17 protein-coding genes and 1 pseudogene are annotated in these 18,580 nt (G+C 66.2%); 14 read left to right on the top strand and 4 right to left on the bottom strand.

Going from position 1 to position 18,580, the window contains the following annotated elements; genetic code table 11:
- Positions 1-13 precede the first annotated feature (13 nt).
- Together HIV01_RS12265 and HIV01_RS12260 are read left to right on the top strand one after the other, a co-directional pair.
- Complete coding sequence (locus HIV01_RS12265) at positions 14-631, top strand: hypothetical protein (RefSeq protein WP_200607488.1); 618 nt, start codon at positions 14-16, stop codon at positions 629-631.
- Positions 632-727: 96 nt separating this feature from the next.
- Positions 728-1,141 (top strand): low affinity iron permease family protein, encoded by a 414-nt coding sequence (locus HIV01_RS12260; RefSeq protein WP_200607486.1) that lies wholly within the window; start codon positions 728-730, stop codon positions 1,139-1,141.
- Positions 1,142-1,159: 18 nt separating this feature from the next.
- Here HIV01_RS12260 and HIV01_RS12255 read toward each other — a convergent pair whose 3' ends face one another.
- Both HIV01_RS12255 and HIV01_RS12250 read right to left on the bottom strand, forming a co-directional pair.
- Positions 1,160-2,014: an outer membrane protein OmpK gene (locus HIV01_RS12255; RefSeq protein ID WP_200607484.1), complete on the bottom strand. Its 855-nt coding sequence runs from the start codon at positions 2,012-2,014 to the stop codon at positions 1,160-1,162.
- Positions 2,015-2,026: 12 nt separating this feature from the next.
- On the bottom strand, positions 2,027-2,632 hold the full coding sequence (locus HIV01_RS12250) for a hypothetical protein (protein ID WP_200607482.1): 606 nt from the start codon (positions 2,630-2,632) through the stop codon (positions 2,027-2,029).
- Between the two features lie 153 nt (positions 2,633-2,785).
- Here HIV01_RS12250 and HIV01_RS12245 point away from each other — a divergent pair, with 153 nt between their 5' ends.
- The 6 genes and pseudogenes from HIV01_RS12245 (at position 2,786) to HIV01_RS12220 (ending at position 9,806) form a co-directional block, all read left to right on the top strand.
- The gene (locus HIV01_RS12245; RefSeq protein ID WP_200607481.1) at positions 2,786-3,814 is read left to right on the top strand and encodes an NADP-dependent oxidoreductase; all 1,029 of its coding nucleotides are present in this window, start codon (positions 2,786-2,788) and stop codon (positions 3,812-3,814) included.
- Between the two features lie 93 nt (positions 3,815-3,907).
- Positions 3,908-4,687, top strand: coding sequence for a bestrophin-like domain (locus HIV01_RS12240; protein WP_200607479.1), 780 nt, complete (start codon positions 3,908-3,910; stop codon positions 4,685-4,687).
- A 213-nt stretch (positions 4,688-4,900) separates the two neighbouring features.
- Positions 4,901-7,498 (top strand): Fe/S-dependent 2-methylisocitrate dehydratase AcnD, encoded by a 2,598-nt coding sequence (acnD, locus tag HIV01_RS12235; RefSeq protein ID WP_207526950.1) that lies wholly within the window; start codon positions 4,901-4,903, stop codon positions 7,496-7,498.
- A gap of 42 nt (positions 7,499-7,540) precedes the next feature.
- Positions 7,541-8,005, top strand: a complete 465-nt coding sequence (locus HIV01_RS12230) for an SRPBCC family protein (RefSeq protein WP_200607475.1) — start codon at positions 7,541-7,543, stop codon at positions 8,003-8,005.
- A gap of 35 nt (positions 8,006-8,040) precedes the next feature.
- A pseudogene (gene prpF / locus HIV01_RS12225) lies at positions 8,041-9,227 on the top strand (2-methylaconitate cis-trans isomerase PrpF).
- A gap of 126 nt (positions 9,228-9,353) precedes the next feature.
- A complete protein-coding gene (locus HIV01_RS12220) occupies positions 9,354-9,806 on the top strand; it encodes a nuclear transport factor 2 family protein (RefSeq protein WP_245157001.1) in 453 nt (150 codons plus the stop codon).
- Positions 9,807-9,857: 51 nt separating this feature from the next.
- On the opposite strand, the gene HIV01_RS12215 is transcribed toward HIV01_RS12220, so the two are convergent.
- Complete coding sequence (locus HIV01_RS12215) at positions 9,858-10,535, bottom strand: hypothetical protein (RefSeq protein ID WP_200607472.1); 678 nt, start codon at positions 10,533-10,535, stop codon at positions 9,858-9,860.
- A 423-nt stretch (positions 10,536-10,958) separates the two neighbouring features.
- Between HIV01_RS12215 and HIV01_RS12210 the strand changes: the two genes are divergently transcribed.
- The 3 genes from HIV01_RS12210 to HIV01_RS12200 all read left to right on the top strand — a co-directional run bounded on the left by HIV01_RS12210 (position 10,959) and on the right by HIV01_RS12200 (position 12,992).
- Positions 10,959-11,762, top strand: a complete 804-nt coding sequence (locus HIV01_RS12210; protein WP_200607470.1) for an SDR family oxidoreductase — start codon at positions 10,959-10,961, stop codon at positions 11,760-11,762.
- Between the two features lie 310 nt (positions 11,763-12,072).
- A complete protein-coding gene (locus HIV01_RS12205; protein ID WP_200607468.1) occupies positions 12,073-12,525 on the top strand; it encodes an Ohr family peroxiredoxin in 453 nt (150 codons plus the stop codon).
- A gap of 77 nt (positions 12,526-12,602) precedes the next feature.
- The gene (locus tag HIV01_RS12200; RefSeq protein ID WP_200607467.1) at positions 12,603-12,992 is read left to right on the top strand and encodes an MAPEG family protein; all 390 of its coding nucleotides are present in this window, start codon (positions 12,603-12,605) and stop codon (positions 12,990-12,992) included.
- A 57-nt stretch (positions 12,993-13,049) separates the two neighbouring features.
- Here the strand turns inward: HIV01_RS12200 and HIV01_RS12195 are convergent, their stop codons facing one another.
- Entirely contained in the window at positions 13,050-14,264 is a 1,215-nt protein-coding gene (locus HIV01_RS12195; protein ID WP_207526949.1) for a hypothetical protein, read from the bottom strand.
- A 75-nt stretch (positions 14,265-14,339) separates the two neighbouring features.
- Between HIV01_RS12195 and HIV01_RS12190 the strand changes: the two genes are divergently transcribed.
- From HIV01_RS12190 to HIV01_RS12180, 3 genes are all read left to right on the top strand, one after another.
- Positions 14,340-15,587, top strand: a complete 1,248-nt coding sequence (locus HIV01_RS12190) for a glycosyltransferase (protein ID WP_200607463.1) — start codon at positions 14,340-14,342, stop codon at positions 15,585-15,587.
- Positions 15,588-16,097: 510 nt separating this feature from the next.
- Positions 16,098-17,312, top strand: coding sequence for an epoxide hydrolase family protein (locus HIV01_RS12185; RefSeq protein WP_200607461.1), 1,215 nt, complete (start codon positions 16,098-16,100; stop codon positions 17,310-17,312).
- 63 nt (positions 17,313-17,375) lie between these two features.
- Positions 17,376-18,572, top strand: coding sequence for an epoxide hydrolase family protein (locus tag HIV01_RS12180; RefSeq protein WP_200607459.1), 1,197 nt, complete (start codon positions 17,376-17,378; stop codon positions 18,570-18,572).
- The last annotated feature ends 8 nt before the right edge of the window (positions 18,573-18,580 follow it).

Genomic DNA, 18,580 nt, shown 5'->3' with positions numbered 1-18,580 from the left:
GCAAATGGAAACCTTGTGGCCATGGCTGGCCATCGCCGGACTCGGCGCCTTGCATGGGCTGAGCCCGGTCAATGGCTGGATGTTCGCCGCAGGCTGCGGGTTGCAAGCGCGCGACAGTGGCCAGGCATTGCGCGTGCTGCTGCCGATCGCGATCGGGCACCTCGCCTCGATCGCGATCGTGGTCGCTGCCGTCTACGGCGGCATGCTGGTGGACCGCACGCGAGTCCAGGTGCTGGCGGGCGGCCTGCTGATCGCCGCCGCAACCTACCGCTGTCTGCGCGGAGCCGGCATGCAGTCGATCGGTGCCCGCACCAGTCATGCCGGCATCGCGCTCTGGTCCTGCCTGATGGCCACCGCCCACGGTGCCGGCCTGATGCTGGTTCCGGCGCTGGTACCGCTGTGCATCAGCGACAGCCCGGCCCGCGCGATCACCGCCTCGGGCTCGATCGCCCTCGCGCTCGCAGCAGTTGCCGTGCACATGGCGACGATGCTGCTCACGACCGGTGCCATCGCAAACGGTGTCTGCCGGGGCATTGCCATGTTTCCCGCTCTGCTGACCGGCACCGCGCCGCGCAACGCATGGACCGCCGCACTCGCCGTGGCGGGTGCGGCGTTGCTCCTGTGGCGATAGCAAGGCAGCCGCCAACCCTCGGTCAGCGTCCGTTTCGCCTTTGACCGCGCCTGCACGCACCCCGGCCCATGGTCTGCCGACCAGCGAGGCCCTGCCATGCACACCCACAAATCCTGGTACACCCGGTTCGCCAAGTCCGCCGCGCACTTCGCCGGCCGGCCACGCGTGTTCGCCCTGGCTGCGCTGCTGATCCTGGTCTGGATCGTGACCGGGCCGATCTTCGGCTTCAGCGACACCTGGCAGCTGGTGATCAACACCGGCACGACCATCATCACCTTCCTGATGGTCTTCCTGATCCAGAACACGCAGAACCGCGACACCGAGGCGATCCAGGTCAAGCTCGACGAACTGATCCGGGCGACCCATGGCGCGCACAACGCGCTGCTCGACCTGGAGGAACTGGAGGAAATGACCCTCGACGAGTTCAAGGCCAAGTACCAGGCACTCGCCACGCATGCGCGCAATGACCTCGACCGGGGCAAGAAGGACACCGGCACGCCCGAGGCGTGACGCGCCCAGGCCGGGAGGCTACAGGTGGTACTTGAGCATGAAGCTCACGGCATTCTGGTTGGTGTCGAAGAAGGGCGAGTTGACGATCTGGTACTTGTTCCACCACAGATCCACTTCGACACCGATGAAGAACTTGCCGGGTGTGTTCCAGATCGAGGCGCCGGCATCCCACGAGATCTGCGGATTGAGGTGGTAGCTCCAGTCCTCCGAGCCAAGCCCGGCCACCCAATCGAAGTAGCCATCGGCCAAGAACGTCGCCTTGCCGATCCGGAACGGATAGCTGGCGGCCAGCGTGACCTGTGCGTCGTGGAATCCATGGCGCGCACCTTCGATCAGCTCCGCGCGGCCGTAGATGTTCAATTGCACGTAGTTGAACTTGCCCAGTCCACCGAGCGGGCCGGCCTCGCGCACATCGAGGTTCAACCCCAGTCCGACCAGCGCGGCTTCGGCGAGGTCCGGATCCTCGCCGCGCTCGTACTGCATGGCCAGCAGGACATCCTTGATCTCGAACAGGCTGTGGCGGAAGAGGGTGCGCGAGAGGTCCTTGTCGAGCAGCTTGCCGAAACTCAGGCGCGGTCCGAACTCCCCGTACCACGTCGACTCGGTGGCAGGCTGGCCGTGGAAATCGGTGAAGTCGATGAACATGAAGAAGTCGCCGATCCTCGACTCGTGCGCATGCTCGAGCGTGAAGGTCGACTGCTCGTCGGGATCGACCGCGAAGCCCTTGCCGTAGGCAAGCAGCGTGAGGCTGGTATCGGTCCACAGGAAGAAAGAAGGATCCGCGGCGGGCGCTGGCGCGTCCTGCGCGACCGCCGGAAAGGCCGCGAACCCCAGTCCGCCCAGCAGCGACCCGATGAGGACCCGCGCTGACACCGCAGAAGGCCGCTACAACTTGCCTTCGGATCCGGTGTACATCACGTTCCAGACCTTGCTGCCCTTCGGGTCACTCACGCACGACCAGGGCGCATCCGCGCCCGGCACGGACACCGATACGGAGGTGCCGGCCTGGCTGAACTCGGAACCGATCACGGACAGTTTGCTGCTGGCGACACCGACCTGTTTCGACACCGCCGTCAGGCAGGCCTTCTCCGAAGCCGGGTTTGAGCCCCGCGACGAAGCAGCAGGTGCGGCGGCAGCGGGCGCGGCCGCCGTGTCGCCGGCGATCGTGCACACGCCATTCGCGCGGTTCTTGCCGGTGTACGACACGTCGGGCGAGCCATCGGGGTTGATGGAGATGGAGATGGTCGTGCCCGTCGCCGCATCCTTGGCTTCGTAGTAATTCTCGTTGACTGCGTTGAGCTTGGCTTCCTTGCCATTGACATAGACCGGACCGCCCTGGTCGACATGCACATCCAGTTTGCCAGGACAGGTCGCGTTGATCAGCGGCAACTTCGCGTGCGCGCTGAATGCGCACAGGGACGACACGGCTACGACGACGGGGAGCAGGAGCGATTTCATGACGATGCACACCGGCTGGGGGACGGCGCTCATTACAGCCGCTGACGGTGATGCCTGCGTGATGGGCAGGAGACACCGCATCGTTCCCGCACGCGCAACACAGTGTCGCGGGTTTTCCGGCACGGCGCAGGCATAAGATGTGGGCCTGATCGCGACAGCACTGTCGCATCGCCACTGGAGTCCGCCATGCCGCAGACCGCAAACGTGAATCGCCGCATCGTCCTCGCCTCGCGCCCCAAGGGCGCGCCCACGCCGCAGGACTTCCGCCTCGAACAGCGCGATGTGCCAACGCCCGCAGAAGGCGAGGTCCTCCTGCGAACTCTCTATCTGTCTCTCGACCCTTACATGCGCGGGCGGATGAGCGATGCGCCGTCGTATGCGCCGCCCACCGCGATCGACGATGTGATGGTCGGTGGCACCGTCAGCCGCGTCGTTGCATCGCGCCATCCGAAGTTCGCCGAAGGCGATCTCGTCCTCGGCGGTTCGGGCTGGCAGGACTACGAGGTATCGAACGGCCGCGACCTGATGGCGCTCGGCAACGCCGCCCATCCTTCGCTCGCATTGAGCGTGCTGGGCATGCCCGGCTTCACCGCGTACCACGGCCTGTTGAACATCGGCGAGCCGAAGCCCGGCGAGACCGTGGTAGTTGCCGCGGCCAGTGGCGCGGTTGGCGCGGTGGTCGGGCAGATCGCCCGGATCAAGGGCGCGCGCGTGGTCGGCGTGGCCGGTGGCGCCGACAAGTGCCGCTACGTGCTCGACGAACTCGGCTTCGATGCCTGCATCGATCGCAACGACCCGCAGTTCGCGCAGAAACTCGCCGAAGCCTGCAAGGACGGCATCGACGTCTACTTCGAGAACGTCGGCGGCGCAGTGCTCGATGCCGTGCTGCCGCTGCTCAACGAGGGCGCGCGCGTGCCGGTGTGCGGACTGATCGCCCATTACAACGACCAGAAGCTGCCCGCTGGGCCCGATCGCCTGCCGTTGTTGCTGGGCCTGGTGCTGCGCAAGCGCATCCGTCTGCAGGGCTTCATCATCCTGGACCACTACGCCGATGGCTTCGCGCCGTTCTACCGCGAGATGAGCGCCTGGGTCGCGGCCGGCAAGGTGAAGCTGCGCGAGGACATCGTCGACGGGCTGGAGAACGCGCCAGCGGCCTTCATGGGCCTGCTCGAAGGCAAGAACTTCGGCAAGCTGGTGGTCCACGTCGCGGACTGAGTCGCCCGGTTTCACGGCTTCACGACCGCCTAATGGCGGCTCGCCAAGACTGCATGGCCGAGCGCCGGCACCTGGCGCCGTGGAGCGACGAGCGTGAGCTTCGCAGTGCAGGTACTGCTGTTCTCGGCCGGCCTGTTCGCGGGGATCGTGTTGTTCATCGAGCTGGGGCGACGGCTGGGACGATCCCACCTCGCCCGCGAGAACCGCGGGCTGACCAAGGGCGCCGATGCTGCCGAGGGCGCCGTGTTCGGCCTGCTCGCGCTGCTGATCGCCTTCACCTTCTTCGGCGCGGCATCCCGCTTCGACGATCGCCGCCACCTGGTGGCCGAGGAAGCCAACACCATCGGCACGGCCTACCAGCGGCTCGACCTGCTGCCTGACGAAGCGCAGCCGGAACTGCGCGCGCTGTTCCGTCGCTACCTGGACGTGCGCCTGGCGACCTACCGCGACGCCGAGAACCGCGAGTACACGCAGCAGGAACTGGACCAGGGTTCGGCACTGCAGGACGAAATCTGGCGCAAGGCCGTGCACGCGACCCGTCGCCCGGATGCGTCGCCGCCGGCGACGGCGCTGGTGATCAACTCGCTGAACGAGATGTTCGACATCACCGATACCCGCGTCGCGGCGACCCGCAACCATCCGCCGCGCATCATCTACTGGCTGCTGGCCGGCTTGTGCCTCATCGCCGGGCTCCTCGTCGGATACGCCACTTCGGTCAACCCCGATCGCAGCTGGCTGCACCGGTTCGTGTTCGCCGCCATCCTGACGTTGACGGTGTACGTGACGATCGAGATCGAATACCCGCGCATGGGCCTGATCCGCGTCGATTCGGCCGACCAGGCCCTGGTCGACCTGCGCAAGCACCTGCGCTGAGGCACTGGCCCGGCCGCCAGGGCTTTCCGGCGGCTAGTTGACGTCCAAAGACAAGTTCTGGGACCCGGCCCCCGGCCAATTGCGGGATAATCGCCTGTGCCGGGATTCCCCGGCCCCAGCGCACTCGCCCGACCGGGCTCCGCATGGCCACACGATGCGAAGTCCGTGCCCGAGTGTCGCTGCCGCACTCCGATCAAGACCACAGCAGCCGCCATGAACAGCCAATACCGCAAGCCGCTCCCGGGCACCGCGCTCGACTACTTCGATGCACGCGCCGCGATCGAGGCGATCGCGCCCGGTGCCTACGACCGGCTTCCGTACACCTCGCGCGTGCATGCCGAGAACCTGGTGCGTCGCGCCGAACCGGGCATGCTCGATGCCTACCTGACGCAGCTGATCGAGCGTCGCCGCGATCTCGATTTCCCGTGGTTCCCGGCACGCGTGGTCTGCCACGACATCCTCGGCCAGACCGCGCTGGTCGACTTGGCCGGCCTGCGCGATGCGATCGCCGAGCGTGGCGGTGATCCGTCGCAGATCAATCCGGTGGTGCCGACGCAGTTGATCGTCGACCACTCGCTGGCGGTGGAGTACGGCGGCTTCGACAAGGACGCGTTCGCCAAGAACCGCGCCGTCGAGGATCGCCGCAACGAGGACCGCTTCCACTTCATCAACTGGACGAAGAAGGCGTTCCGCAACGTCGACGTGATTCCGCCGGGCAACGGCATCATGCATCAGATCAACCTGGAGCGGATGTCGCCGGTGGTGCATGCGCGTGATGGCGTCGCGTTCCCGGACACGCTGGTCGGCACCGACAGCCACACCCCGCACGTCGATGCACTCGGCGTCATTGCCATCGGCGTCGGCGGCCTGGAAGCGGAGAGCGTGATGCTCGGCCGCGCCTCGTGGATGCGCCTGCCCGACATCATCGGCGTCAACCTCACCGGCAAGCCGCAGCCCGGCATCACCGCCACCGACATCGTGCTGGCGCTGACCGAGTTCCTGCGCCAATCGAAGGTGGTCGGCGCGTACCTGGAATTCCATGGCGAAGGCGCGTCGGCGCTGACCCTGGGTGACCGCGCGACGATCTCCAACATGGCGCCGGAGTACGGCGCGACGGCGGCGATGTTTTTCATCGACGACAAGACCATCGACTACCTGCGCCTGACCGGCCGCGAGGATGCGCAGATCAAGCTGGTCGAGACCTACGCGAAGCAGGCCGGCCTGTGGGGCGATGCGCTCGAGACCGCCGAGTACGAACGCGAACTCACGTTCGACCTGTCGTCGGTGGTGCGCAACATGGCCGGCCCGTCCAACCCGCACAAGCGCCTGCCGACCTCCGACCTGGCCGCGCGCGGCATCGCCGGTGCATGGGAAGACGTGCCGGGGCAGATGCCCGACGGCGCGGTGATCATCGCCGCCATCACCAGCTGCACCAACACCAGCAACCCGCGCAACGTGATTGCCGCCGGCCTGATCGCGCGCAACGCCAACGCCCGCGGACTCGTTCGCCGGCCGTGGGTGAAGTCGTCGCTGGCGCCGGGTTCCAAGGCCGTGCAGCTCTATCTGGAAGAAGCCGGCCTGCTGACGGAGCTTGAGAAGCTCGGCTTCGGCATCGTCGCCTTCGCCTGCACCACCTGCAACGGCATGAGCGGCGCGCTGGATCCGGCGATCCAGCAGGAAGTGATCGACCGCGACCTGTACGCGACCGCGGTGTTGTCGGGCAACCGCAACTTCGACGGCCGCATCCATCCGTACGCCAAGCAGGCCTTCCTCGCCTCGCCGCCGCTGGTGGTGGCGTATGCGATCGCCGGCACCGTGCGCTTCGACATCGAGCGCGACGCGCTCGGCCATGACGCCGATGGCAATCCGATCACGCTCAAGGACATCTGGCCGAGCGACGAGGAGATCGACGCGATCGTCGCCAGCAGCGTCAAGCCGGACCACTTCCGCCAGGTCTACGAGCCGATGTTCCGCATCAGCGAAATGCACGGCGAGAAGGTCGGCCCGCTGTACGACTGGCGCCCGCAGAGCACCTACATCCGTCGTCCGCCGTACTGGGAAGGCGCGCTGGCCGGTGAGCGCTCGCTCAGCGGCATGCGCCCGCTGGCCGTGCTCGGCGACAACATCACCACCGACCACCTGTCGCCGTCGAACGCGATCATGGCCTCCAGCGCCGCCGGCGAGTACCTGGCGAAGATGGGCCTGCCGGAAGAGGACTTCAATTCCTACGCGACCCACCGCGGCGACCACCTCACGGCGCAGCGCGCCACGTTCGCCAATCCGAAGCTGCTCAACGAGATGGTGCGCGACGAGTCGGGCAACGTGAAGCAGGGATCGCTGGCGCGGATCGAGCCGGAAGGGCAGGTCACGCGTATGTGGGAGGCGATCGAAACCTACATGGAGCGTCGCCAGCCGCTGATCATCATCGCCGGTGCCGACTACGGCGAGGGTTCCTCGCGCGACTGGGCCGCCAAGGGCGTGCGCCTGGCGGGCGTCGAGGCGATCGCGGCCGAGGGCTTCGAGCGTATTCACCGTACCAACCTGATCGGCATGGGCGTGCTGCCGCTCGAGTTCCTGCCGGGCACCAACCGCACCACGCTGGCCATCGACGGCACGGAGACCTATGACGTCATCGGCGAGCGCACTCCGCGCGCGCAGCTGACGCTGGTCATCAATCGTCGCAACGGCGAGCGCGTCGAAGTGCCGGTGACCTGCCGCCTCGACACCGCCGAGGAGGTGTCGATCTACGACGCCGGCGGCGTGTTGCAGCGCTTCGCCAACGATTTCCTCGAGTCCGCGCAGGCCGCCTAGGCCGCCTGCGACCTGCAGTCCCCCCAGGAAGGAGAGAAGGCAATGTCAGCAGCTACCGGAACCGTGCGTCTCCACCGTGTGCTTCGTGCGCCCGCCGAACGCATCTATCGTGCGTTCCTCGATCCCGATGCGATGGCGAAGTGGCTGCCGCCGCACGGTTTCACCGGCAAGGTGCATCAGATGGATGCCAAGGTCGGCGGCAGCTACCGCATGTCGTTCACCAACTTCGCCACCGGCAAGAGCCATTCGTTCGGTGGCAAGTACCTGGAGCTGGTGCCCGGCGAGCTGCTGCGCTATGTCGACGAGTTCGAAGACCCGAACATGCCCGGGCAGATGCAGGTCACCGTGCAGTTGAAGACGGTCGTCTGCGGCACCGAGGTCAACATCGTGCAGGAAGGCATCCCGGCGATGATCCCGGTCGAGTTCTGCTACCTGGGCTGGCAGGAATCGCTGACGCTGCTGGCGCAGCTGATCGAAGCCGAGATTCCAGACGAACCCGCTCCCTGACAATCCCTGATCGCACCAAGGCCGACGGAATTCCAATGTCCCATCTCCCCCAGATCCGCATCCCCGCCACCTACATGCGTGGCGGCACCAGCAAGGGCGTGTTCTTCCGCCTGCAGGACCTGCCCGAAGTGGCGCAGGTCCCCGGCCCGAAGCGCGATGCACTGCTGATGCGCGTGATCGGCTCGCCCGATCCCTACGGCAAGCACACCGATGGCATGGGCGGCGCGACGTCCAGCACCAGCAAGTGCGTGATCATTTCCAGGGCATCGGTGCCCGACCATGACGTCGACTACCTCTATGGCCAGGTCCTGATCGACAAGCCCTTCGTCGACTGGAGCGGCAACTGCGGCAACCTCAGCTCCGCTGTTGGTCCGTTCGCAATCAGCGCCGGCCTGGTCGATGCCAGCCGCGTGCCCGCCGACGGCATCGCCGTGGTGCGGATCTGGCAGGCGAACATCGGCAAGACCATCATCGCGCACGTGCCGATGAGCAACGGCCAGAGGTGCAGGAAACCGGCGATTTCGAACTCGACGGCGTGACCTTCCCGGCAGCCGAGATCGCGCTGGAGTTCCTGGATCCGGCCGACGACAGCGACGGCGGTTCGATGTTCCCGACCGGGAATCTTGTCGACGACCTGGAAGTCCCGGGTGTCGGCACGTTCAAGGTGACGATGATCACCGCCGGCATCCCGACCATCTTCGTCAACGCCGCCGACCTGGGTTACACCGGCACCGAGCTGCAGCCGACTTTCAACGACGACCCGAAGGCGCTGGCGCGCTTCGAAGCGATCCGCGCACATGGCGCGCTGCGCATGGGGCTGATCAAGAGCATCGAGGAAGCCGCCACCCGCCAGCACTCGCCCAAGGTCGCGATCGTTGCTCCGGCCCAGGACTACGTCGCATCCAGCGGCAAGCACATCGCCGCGTCCGACATCGACCTGCACGTGCGTGCGATGTCGATGGGCAAGCTGCACCACGCGATGATGGGTACCGCATCGGTGGCGATCGGCACCGCAGCTTCCGTCCCCGGTACCCTGGTCAACATCGCCGCCGGCGGTGGTGAACCCGATGCGGTGCGCTTCGGTCATCCGTCGGGAACGCTGCGCGTCGGCGCGCAGGCCAAGCTGGTCGACGGCGAGTGGACGGTCACCAAGGCGGTCATGAGCCGCAGTGCGCGCGTGCTGATGGAAGGCGCGGTCAGGGTTCCCGCGGACTCGTTCTGACCCCTTGGCCGTGTTGGCCGGACGCTGGTCCGGCCGACCGTGCCGAGTCGCACTTCTCTGCGGGCAGCAGGAGGCGCTAGGCTCCGGCGGCGTCCCTCCCCCGCAGAAAAGGAGCAGTGTGTGTCCATGATGAGCCTGGTGCTTGCCGCAGCAACGGCAGCAACGGCAGCGACCGCCGTGTCGCCTGCCGCATCGCCCGTCGCAATTGACCCGACCACCCGCGCCGCGATCGAGGCGACGTGCTTCGACTATGTCGACGGGCAGCTCGAGGGCGATCCGAAACGCGTCGCCCGCGCGCTGCACCCCGACCTCGCCAAGCGTCGCGTGCTGGGTGATACCCCCGACGAGCGTCTGGGCCTGCGGCGCATGAGCAAGGAAGAACTGGTCGAGCTGACGCGACAGGGCGCGCTGAAGACGCCGAAGGAGCAATGGAAACGCTCCTGCACGGTGCTGGACGTTGCCGGCAATACCGCGGCCGTGCGCGCGGAAACCCCGTGGTTCGTCGACTTCTTCCACATGGGCAAGTTCGACGACCGCTGGATCATCGTCAACGCGCTCTGGTACTCCAAGCCGAAGTGACCTGGCGGTCCTGGAAAGCCCGAGCGCGATGCGCCCGGGCCCAGGAGCAGATCAGAAGCTGGCGCGAACGCCGAGCGTGTACTGCGAGTAGCTGCTACCGCTTTCGATTTCGCCGGTGATGCCCCAGGTCGGGCCGAAGCGGTACTGCATGCCAACGCTGGCGCTGAGCTCGGAGTCGTAGAACTCTCCGCTGGTGTAGTTGCCCTTGCCCCAGATCTCGAACGCATCAGTCAATGCCGAGCGCACGCCGACCGAAACACGACCACCGAAGCCATTCGGGTAGCCGCCGTCGTCTTCGCTCTCGTCTTCGATGTCCAGGTCGGTATCGATCGCCGAGACCTCGGCCAGCAGGTCGGTGCTGTCCGACAGTCCGTAGTGATAACCGGCACCCAGGTTGAGCCGCGTCACGGTAACGTCAGCGTCGTACGTATACGAAACGCGTCCCATGAATGTGTCGTAGACCTGCACCTCCACGGTGTCGGTGCCTCGGCGGACACTGCCGAAACCGTAGAACGACTCCCCCACCGCCACCGAGACGGCGCCGAAGAAGCCGTCGCTCTTCACGTCCTCGGGGCGCGCGGAGAGGAATCTCGCTCTCCGGAACGAGAAAACATCGTCCTGTGCCAGGTGCGCGTAACCGCCTTCGACATACGAGTAGTTCAACGAGCCGGCAAACGCGGTAAACGGTGCCGCTGCCAGCAAAGCAGCCAGTACGAGTTCCTTCTTCATTGCTTCCCCAAGTAGTTGATTCATCCATGCCAGCGGTCATTGCGACCGTCTCGCGATCAAGCCGCGATCGCGCTCCCCAAGAGCGTCCCGGCACGAATCCGGGAGCCACGCAGCGGCGAAAGTATGCCTCGGCCCGTACATGCAAAGCTGCGCGTAGCCTTCTACATGACGAGACTTTTTCTCACGGCGCTGGCAGGGCGACTGTCGAGCGTGATGCTCGTCACGCACTGCCGTCGATCGGGGCCCGCGGTCGCGCCATGCGATGCCGCTCGGAGCAGGAGGCTGGACATCCCCTTGCCAGCTTCGTCCGGCATTGTTGCCAATGGGGCAACACGGGGTGTCCGCCCCCCGGTCTACCGGCGCGGCACGAAAGCGGGTCTTCTGTAGCCGGCCGCGAAGCCGGCTACAGAAGGAATCGGCGCAATGAAAATCGTAGTGGCCGGCGGCCATGGCCTCGTCGGATCCAAGCTCGTCGCCCGGCTGAAGAGTCGCGGATACGACGTGCTGGCCGCCTCCCGCCGGTCCGGCGTCAACACCGTCACCGGCGAAGGATTGCAGTCGGCGCTGGACGGTGCGGATGTCGTCGTCGACGTCACCAATGCGCCCTCGTTCGACGAGCCGGAGGTGACGGAATTCTTCACGCGTTCGAGCGAGCGGCTGCTTGCCGCCGCCGAGCGTGCCGGCGTCTCGCATTACCTGGCGCTTTCGGTGGTCGGCACGCAACGCCTGCAGACCAGCGGCTACTTCCGCGCCAAGGACGCACAGGAGCGTCTGGTGAAACGTTCGGGCGTGCCGCATTCGCTGGTGCAGGCGACGCAGTTCTTCGAGTTCATGGCCAACATCATTCCGCCTGGCAGTGGCAAGGACATCGTCCACCTGTCGCCTGCGCTGGTGCAGCCCGTGGCCGCGGACGACGTGGCCGTGCGGCTTGCCGACCTGGTGGTCGCGCGACCGTCGAATGCCACCATCGAGATCGCCGGACCGGAGACCTATCGGCTGTGCGAACTCGTTCAGTGGGTCATGTACAGCTACCAGGACGACCGGCCGGTGATCGCCGACCCTGCGGCCAGTTACTACGGCGCGATCCTTGACGACCACACGCTCACGCCCGACAAGCAGGCGCTGATCGCCGATACCTACTTCAAGGACTGGCTCGACGGTTACCTGTCCGGGGCCATCGAAATTCCGCATGTCCACCACCCCGATCCGCTCGCGCACAAGTCGTAGTCAACGCGCACGGGGCGGCTGACGAACGGGAGTTGCGACACTCCCCGCCGCGGCGTAGAAGAATGGATGAGCAGGCACTGGACAGCTGCCTGGCAACCACCGGCTCCGGTGGCATTGATCCAAGGCCATGGACGCATTCGCGCGTTCCCCCGGCCTACCCACGCCAGAGTTCCACCTACGGAACAGGTGCATCTCGACGAACCGGCATCTTCGCTGTGAGCTCGTGCGCACAGCGCAGTGGCGTCTGTGCCTGTGAGGGCTGGACGTAGTGTCGCGGGTCGACCCTCCCGGCACGAAGAGGAATCTCCCCATGTCCAAGATCGAGAAAGTCCTGTTCACAGGCAAAACCCACACTGCCGCCAGCGCTCGCGATGGCGCGGCGCGCGGCGGTCATGGTCGCATCGACATCAAGACCTCGGCGTCGGGCTCCGGCACCAGCCAGGAACAGTCGTTCGATGCCGTGCTGGCGCATCCCACGGCGGAGCAGTTGTTCGCTGGTGCCTGGTCGGCCTGTTACCACTCAGCGATCGGCGTTGCGGCACAGGAGAAGAAGCTCAAGCTGCCCGATGGCCTGGCCGTGGAGATCGAGATCGACCTGGGCCAGACCGGCGACGCCTACTTCATCGAGGCCCGCTTCAACGTCATCCTGCCGGGCATGTCGCAGGCGGATGCCGAAGCGCTCGCGCACAGGGGGCACGAGATCTGTCCTTACTCGAAGGCCACCCACGGCAATATCGACGTGGCTGTCAGAGTCACTGTCTGAGTTCGCCTGTGAGTGCGCTTGTGGCCCCGATTTGAAGCAGGCAGCATGGCCGCTGTCCGTTCGACTCCGGGGCCACGATGTCGCATCCGCTGATCCTGCCCATGGCGGCGCACGTTGCGCTGGCCGCCTTTCTGTATGTGCTGCTTACCGTGGCGCGCGCGCCTGCGATCTGGGGTATTGGCCGTCGCGCCGATGGCGGCAATCCGTGGGCACGCATCGAACCGCGCATCAGCGCCAATCTGTCCAACCAGTTCGAATGGCCGCTGTTGTTCTACGCAGCCTGCATCATCCTGATGCAGTCGGATGCGGCTGACGACGCGCTGGCGCTGGCATGGATCTTTGTCGGCGGGCGCGTGCTGCATAGCCTCGTCCAGATCCTGACCACCAACATCCGCCTCCGTGGCGCCGTCTTCACCATCAATTTCCTTGCCGTCATCGGCCTGTGGGCGATGGTGGTCCTGGGATAACAACGCCTCGCTCAAATCCAGCGCGCCGGGTGATCACCGACGCGCTGGCGAGGCTTGTCACCTGAGTTGGCACGTGGCCGGGTCGTTGAGGCAGCGCTCGAGGCGCGCCCGGCTGGCGATCTCGTCCGCCTGCTCGTTCATGCGCTCGGCGTCTTCGGCCGACGTCTGGGTGACGCTCCCGGCCAGTGACGTGCCGCCTTCGGCCATCGCGGCGGCGCCGCCGGTACTGCCGTAACTGATACCGGTAAGGCTGCCGTCGGCGGCGAAGGCGAGTCCCGCGGTCTGCTTGCCGAACAGGCGAGGAGCGGGCAGCGGCAGGTCATAGATCCGCCCGGCCTGCGGTACCGCAACCACGCCGACGGAACGCTCGCGGTCCTTCTCCAGCAGTCGAACTGCGTATCGCACGGGCATGCGTGCGCGGATCACCGGATAGTCCGGGCAGCGCGCACCTTCCTTTGCCGTGCACACGCTCAACGCCGCCGTCGGCGCCTGAGTGCTCTCGGGATGCGCGGAAGCGTGCATCTCGCCTGCCAGCGTTGCCAGCGCGCGCTCGGCCCACGTGTCGTCGAACGCGGGCTCCAGGCGCCAGGTCCTGCGCGGATACTCATAGACCGGGAAGTTGTCATCGACCACGCCCTTGTCCATGGGATCGTCGAACTGCAACCGCGCCTGATACGGGAACACGGCCACGCCCTCCGTCGCGTCCTTCGCAAGGCCACAAAGCAGGCGGCGAGCCTGGGCTTCCTCGCCTTCGGTCGCCAGCGGGCCGCCGATCTTCGCCACCGGTAGTGCGGGCACCGTGCCCAGCGAAATCGCCAGTCCCGCCACCGACGCCGCAGTCTTCGCCCAGGCCTGGCCATCGCCCTGGTTGGTGCTGTTTATGGACGACAGCCGACCGTCCGCGGTGAGCGCTATCGCCAGCTCCGATCCGGCATACCAGCGGTCCAGCTCCGCAAGGTCCAACTGCATCGGTCCGCGCGCCGGATCGGCCGAGTAGGCGGCGGACAGCGTCGCCATCGGCCACATGCGCAACCTGTCGTTTTTGCAGGTGACATAACGCTCCACCTTGAGCACGACCTCCGCTCGCGGCAGGTAGTAGTTGACCCGCGCGTCCGGTAGCGAAGCGCAGCCCGTTGCCAAGCCCATCGTGGCGCACACAGCCGCCATCCTCCATGCCTGCATCTGGATTCCCCCTGTTGATCGTCGATGTCGCCGGGATCTCCCCTCCGGCGTGCGCAGAGCATAAACGTGACCGTCGTCGCGCGCCGCCATCGTCGCGCACGCGCGGGAGGTGGTGCGATCATTGGCGCGCAGACCCCCGACCGTGCAGCCTGAGGAGATCGCTGCGTGAAGATCGTTGCCGCCACCTATGGCACCGAGGGCGATACCCGCCCGTTGGCCGCGTTGTGCCACGCACTGCGCAGCGCCGGCCATGACACGCTGCTGCTCGCAGATGCCGGAACACTCGGCAGCGCGCATGCGCTGGGGGTGCCCAGCAAGGCCCTGGCAGGTGACATCCGCGGCGCGCTCGAACCCGGCCAGGGCATCGGCACCGTGGTTGGTGGCAGCAGCGACCTCAATGCCACCGCCAAGGCCCTGGCTGCGATCGCCAATGCCCACGCCGCATCGTGGCTGCGCACGATCCTCGATGAGGGCAGGGGCGCGGACGTGTTGCTTGTGTCCGGCCTGGCTGCATTCGTCGGACTGGCCGCCGGTGACTGCCTGCGGATGCCGGTGATCGGCGCCGGCATGATCCCGCTGTCGCCGACGCGCGCGTTTCCATCGCCGTTCCTGCCGCCGTCGCTGGTGCCCGGCTTCCTCAATCGCGCCAGCCACAATTTCGTCAGCGCGATGATGTGGCGGGCCTTCAAGGGTTCGACCAACGCCGCGCTTACGCAGGTCGGTGGCCTGCCGCCCCGCAAGCGCATGTGGGAAGGCCATCCGATGCTTTACGGTGTGTCGCCGTCGTTGCTGTCGAAACCGGATGACTGGCCGTCCAATACATTGGCCTGCGGCCAGTGGCTGTTGCCATCGCCGGACTGGACGCCGCCGCGCGAGTTGCAGGACTTCCTCGCCGCAGGCGAAGCACCGGTGTACATCGGCTTCGGCAGCATGACCGGCTTCGACACCTCGCGCCTGAAGCAGGCGTTGACTGCAGGGCTGCGCGGCCGGCGCGCGCTGTTCTATCCCGGCTGGAGCGGCGTGGATACCAGCGATCTCCCGGACAACGTGCTGGTGGTTGGCGAGACCGCGCACGACTGGCTGCTGCCGCGTACCGCACTGGCGATCCACCACGGTGGTTCGGGAACTTCGCATTCGGCATGTCGCGCGGGCATTCCGTCGGTCGTGGTGCCGTTTGCCGGCGACCAGTTCTTCTGGGCGGCGCAGATGAAACGACGCGGCGTCGCTCCCGATGCGGTCAAGGGCCGCGACATTGCCGCCGATGTTCTTTCGCGGCGCATCGATGAGGCATTGGCTGCACCGGTGCGCGAGCGTGCCCGTGAACTGGGTGCACGCATGCGCGAGGAGAACGGTCTGGCAACCGCGGTCACGGCGATCGAGCAACTGGGCACGCAGCTGCGTGCGCGCAACTGACCGGCACGACGACGGCCTGACAAGTTTCAGGCCAACAAGGCGGGAGCGCGCCGACGCGATCTGCCGAAAAAGCAAGCACGCATAGGGACTTGCGGACGTAATGGCCGCGGCGTAGAACTGATGGCGGCAGACACGAAGAAGACGGTCACCTGGCAACCGCAACGGTTGCCTTGGACACGGTGAGCCGCACAGCTTCCGGGGCCTTGCGCCCACGTGTCGCGTACGGAGTACGCGCGCCCTGATGGACGAAATGAATCTGCGAGCAGGACGCTCGCGGAAGGCCGGTGCATTGCCTTATGGCCACGTCCGCATTGAAGCGGGAAATTCCGAGCATTGGGACTTCGCGTGGAGCCAGCTCCACGTGGCGGGTAACTGCACGCCGAAGGAGGCTGCATGCCAGACACCGAAAGTTCGACTTTCCAAACCAGACGCAGATTGTGCGTCGCCACGGCGACCACGCTTGCTGCCGCCCCATTGGGTCTGATCGGTTGTTCAGAAAGGAAAGAAGCCATGAACGAAGTTGCAGAGCAGAAAGCGGCTCCGGCCACCGGTTCAGCCGAGCTGCGCCCATTCACCTACAAGGCATCCGATGCCGACCTGGCCGACCTGCGCAGGCGCATCGAGGCAACGCGGTGGCCGGATGCCGAGACGGTCAAGGATTCCAAACAGGGTGTCCAGCTGGCGACCATCCAGAAACTCGCGCAGCACTGGGCCACCAAGCACGACTGGCGAAAGGTCGAAGAGCGGATCAACGCCGTTCCCAACTTCATCACCAACATCGATGGGTTGGATTTCCACTTCATGCACATCCGCTCCAAGCACGAGAACGCATTCCCGCTGCTGATCGCCCACGGCTGGCCGGGCTCGATCATCGAGCAGATGAAGATCATCGGCCCGCTGACCGATCCCACCGCGCACGGCGGCACCGAGGCGGACGCGTTCCACCTGGTGATCCCGTCAATGCCCGGTTACGGCTTCTCCGCCAGGCCGACCACGACCGGCTGGGATCCAGTGCGGATCGCCGCCGCCTACAACACGCTGATGCCGCGCCTGGGCTACAAGAAGTGGGGCGCCGCCGGTGGCGACTGGGGCGCGATAGTCGTCGAGCAGATGGCATTGAAGACGCCGCCTGGACTGGTCGGCATCCACACCAACATGGCCAACGTGGTGCCGCCGGACCTCGACAAGAAACTCTTCATCGGTGAGCCGGTGCCTTCGGACCTGACTGGCGACGAGAAGAAGGCCGCCGACCAGCTCCACGAGTTCTACCGGCACATCGGCTATGCGCTGCTGATGGGCGACCGGCCGCAGACGCTGACCGGCCTGACCGATTCACCGGTCGGCCTTGCCGCCTTCATGATCGACCACGACCCGGTCAGCTACGACATGATCGCGCGCTCGATCAACGGCACGCCGGAAGGGCTGACGCCGGATGACGTGCTCGACAACATCACGTTGTTCTGGCTGACCAACACGGCGATCTCCGCCGGTCGCCTGTACTGGGAGAACAAGGTTCCGTTCTTCGCGGTCAAGGGCGTGACCATTCCGGTCGCCGTCAGTGCCTTCCCCGACGAGCTGTTCCAGGCGCCGAAGAGCTGGGCCGAGAAGGCGTATCCGAAACTGGTGCACTACAACCGGCTTCCCAAGGGCGGTCACTTTGCCGCCTGGGAGCAGCCCAAGTACTACTCCGAAGAGATCCGTGCGGGATTCAAGACCCTGCGGTAATGCGACGCTCCCCTGCGGGTTCCTGCCGGAACCCGCGGGGCCCTCGCTCGGAGGAAAGGCGCCATGAACCAGCTTGCGAGCACGACCTCCGCGGGGATCCGTCCGTTCCGGTTTACCGCGCCGGATGCCGAACTGGCCGAGCTTCGCAGGCGAATCGAAACCACCAGATGGCCGGATGGCGAGACGGTCAACGACTCCAGCCAGGGCGCAAGACTGGCCACGATGCGCAAGCTCGCGCGGCATTGGGCGAGCGGCTACGACTGGCGCAGGATCGAGGCACGCATCAATGCCGCGCCGAACTTCCTCACCACCATCGACGCACTGGACTTCCATTTCGTCCATGTGCGTTCCAGGCATGACGACGCGCTGCCATTGTTGCTGGCGCACGGCTGGCCGGGCACGTTCGTGGAGCGGATGAAGGTTATCGCGCCGCTGACCGATCCCACGGCGCATGGCGCGGACGCCTCCGACGCATTCCACCTGGTGATTCCGTCGATGCCGGGCTACGGCTTCTCGGCCAGGCCTGCCGCCACCGGCTGGAATCCGCCGCGCATTGCCGACGCCTACAGCGCACTGATGGACCGGCTCGGCTACCGTCGCTGGGTCGCTTCGGGCACCGACTGGGGCGCGATAGTCGTCGACCTGATGGCGGCGAAGCATCCGTCCGGCCTGGCCGGCATACACACCAACATGGCGGGCGCGGTGCCGGCGCACATCGATGCCGCGGCCTCGCGCGGCGAGCCGCCACCGGCCGGACTGTCCGAAGAAGAATTGCGCGCGTTTGAGCAGCTCGCCTTCGCCTACCGGCACATCGGCTACGCGCGAATGAATGGTGACCGGCCGCAGACAATGACCGGTCTCGCCGATTCGCCGATCGGACTGGCGGCCTACCTGATCGATCTGTATCCGAAGAGCTACGAAATGATCGCGCGCTCCATCGACGGCCATCCGGAAGGGCTGACGCCGGATGATGTGCTCGACAGCGTCACGCTGTTCTGGCTGACCGGCACCGTCCTGTCCGCGGCGCGCCTGTACTGGGAGAACAAGACGGCGTACTTCAGCGTGAAGGGCGTGACGCTGCCGGTGGCGGTCAGTGCCTTTCCCGACGAGCTCTACCAGGCGCCAAGGAGCTGGTGCGAGCAGGCCTATCCGAAGCTCGTCCACTACAACCGCCTTGACCGGGGCGGCCACTTCCCGTCATGGGAACAGCCCGAGCTGTTCTGCAAGGAAGTCCGCGCCGGCTTCAGGACCTTGCGGTGAGAATCAGG

It is taken from the genome of Lysobacter arenosi (assembly GCF_016613475.2).
GTDB lineage: Bacteria > Pseudomonadota > Gammaproteobacteria > Xanthomonadales > Xanthomonadaceae > Lysobacter_J > Lysobacter_J arenosi.
Note: the sequence above shows the minus strand (reverse complement) of the source record. Positions and strands in the feature narration are given on the sequence as shown.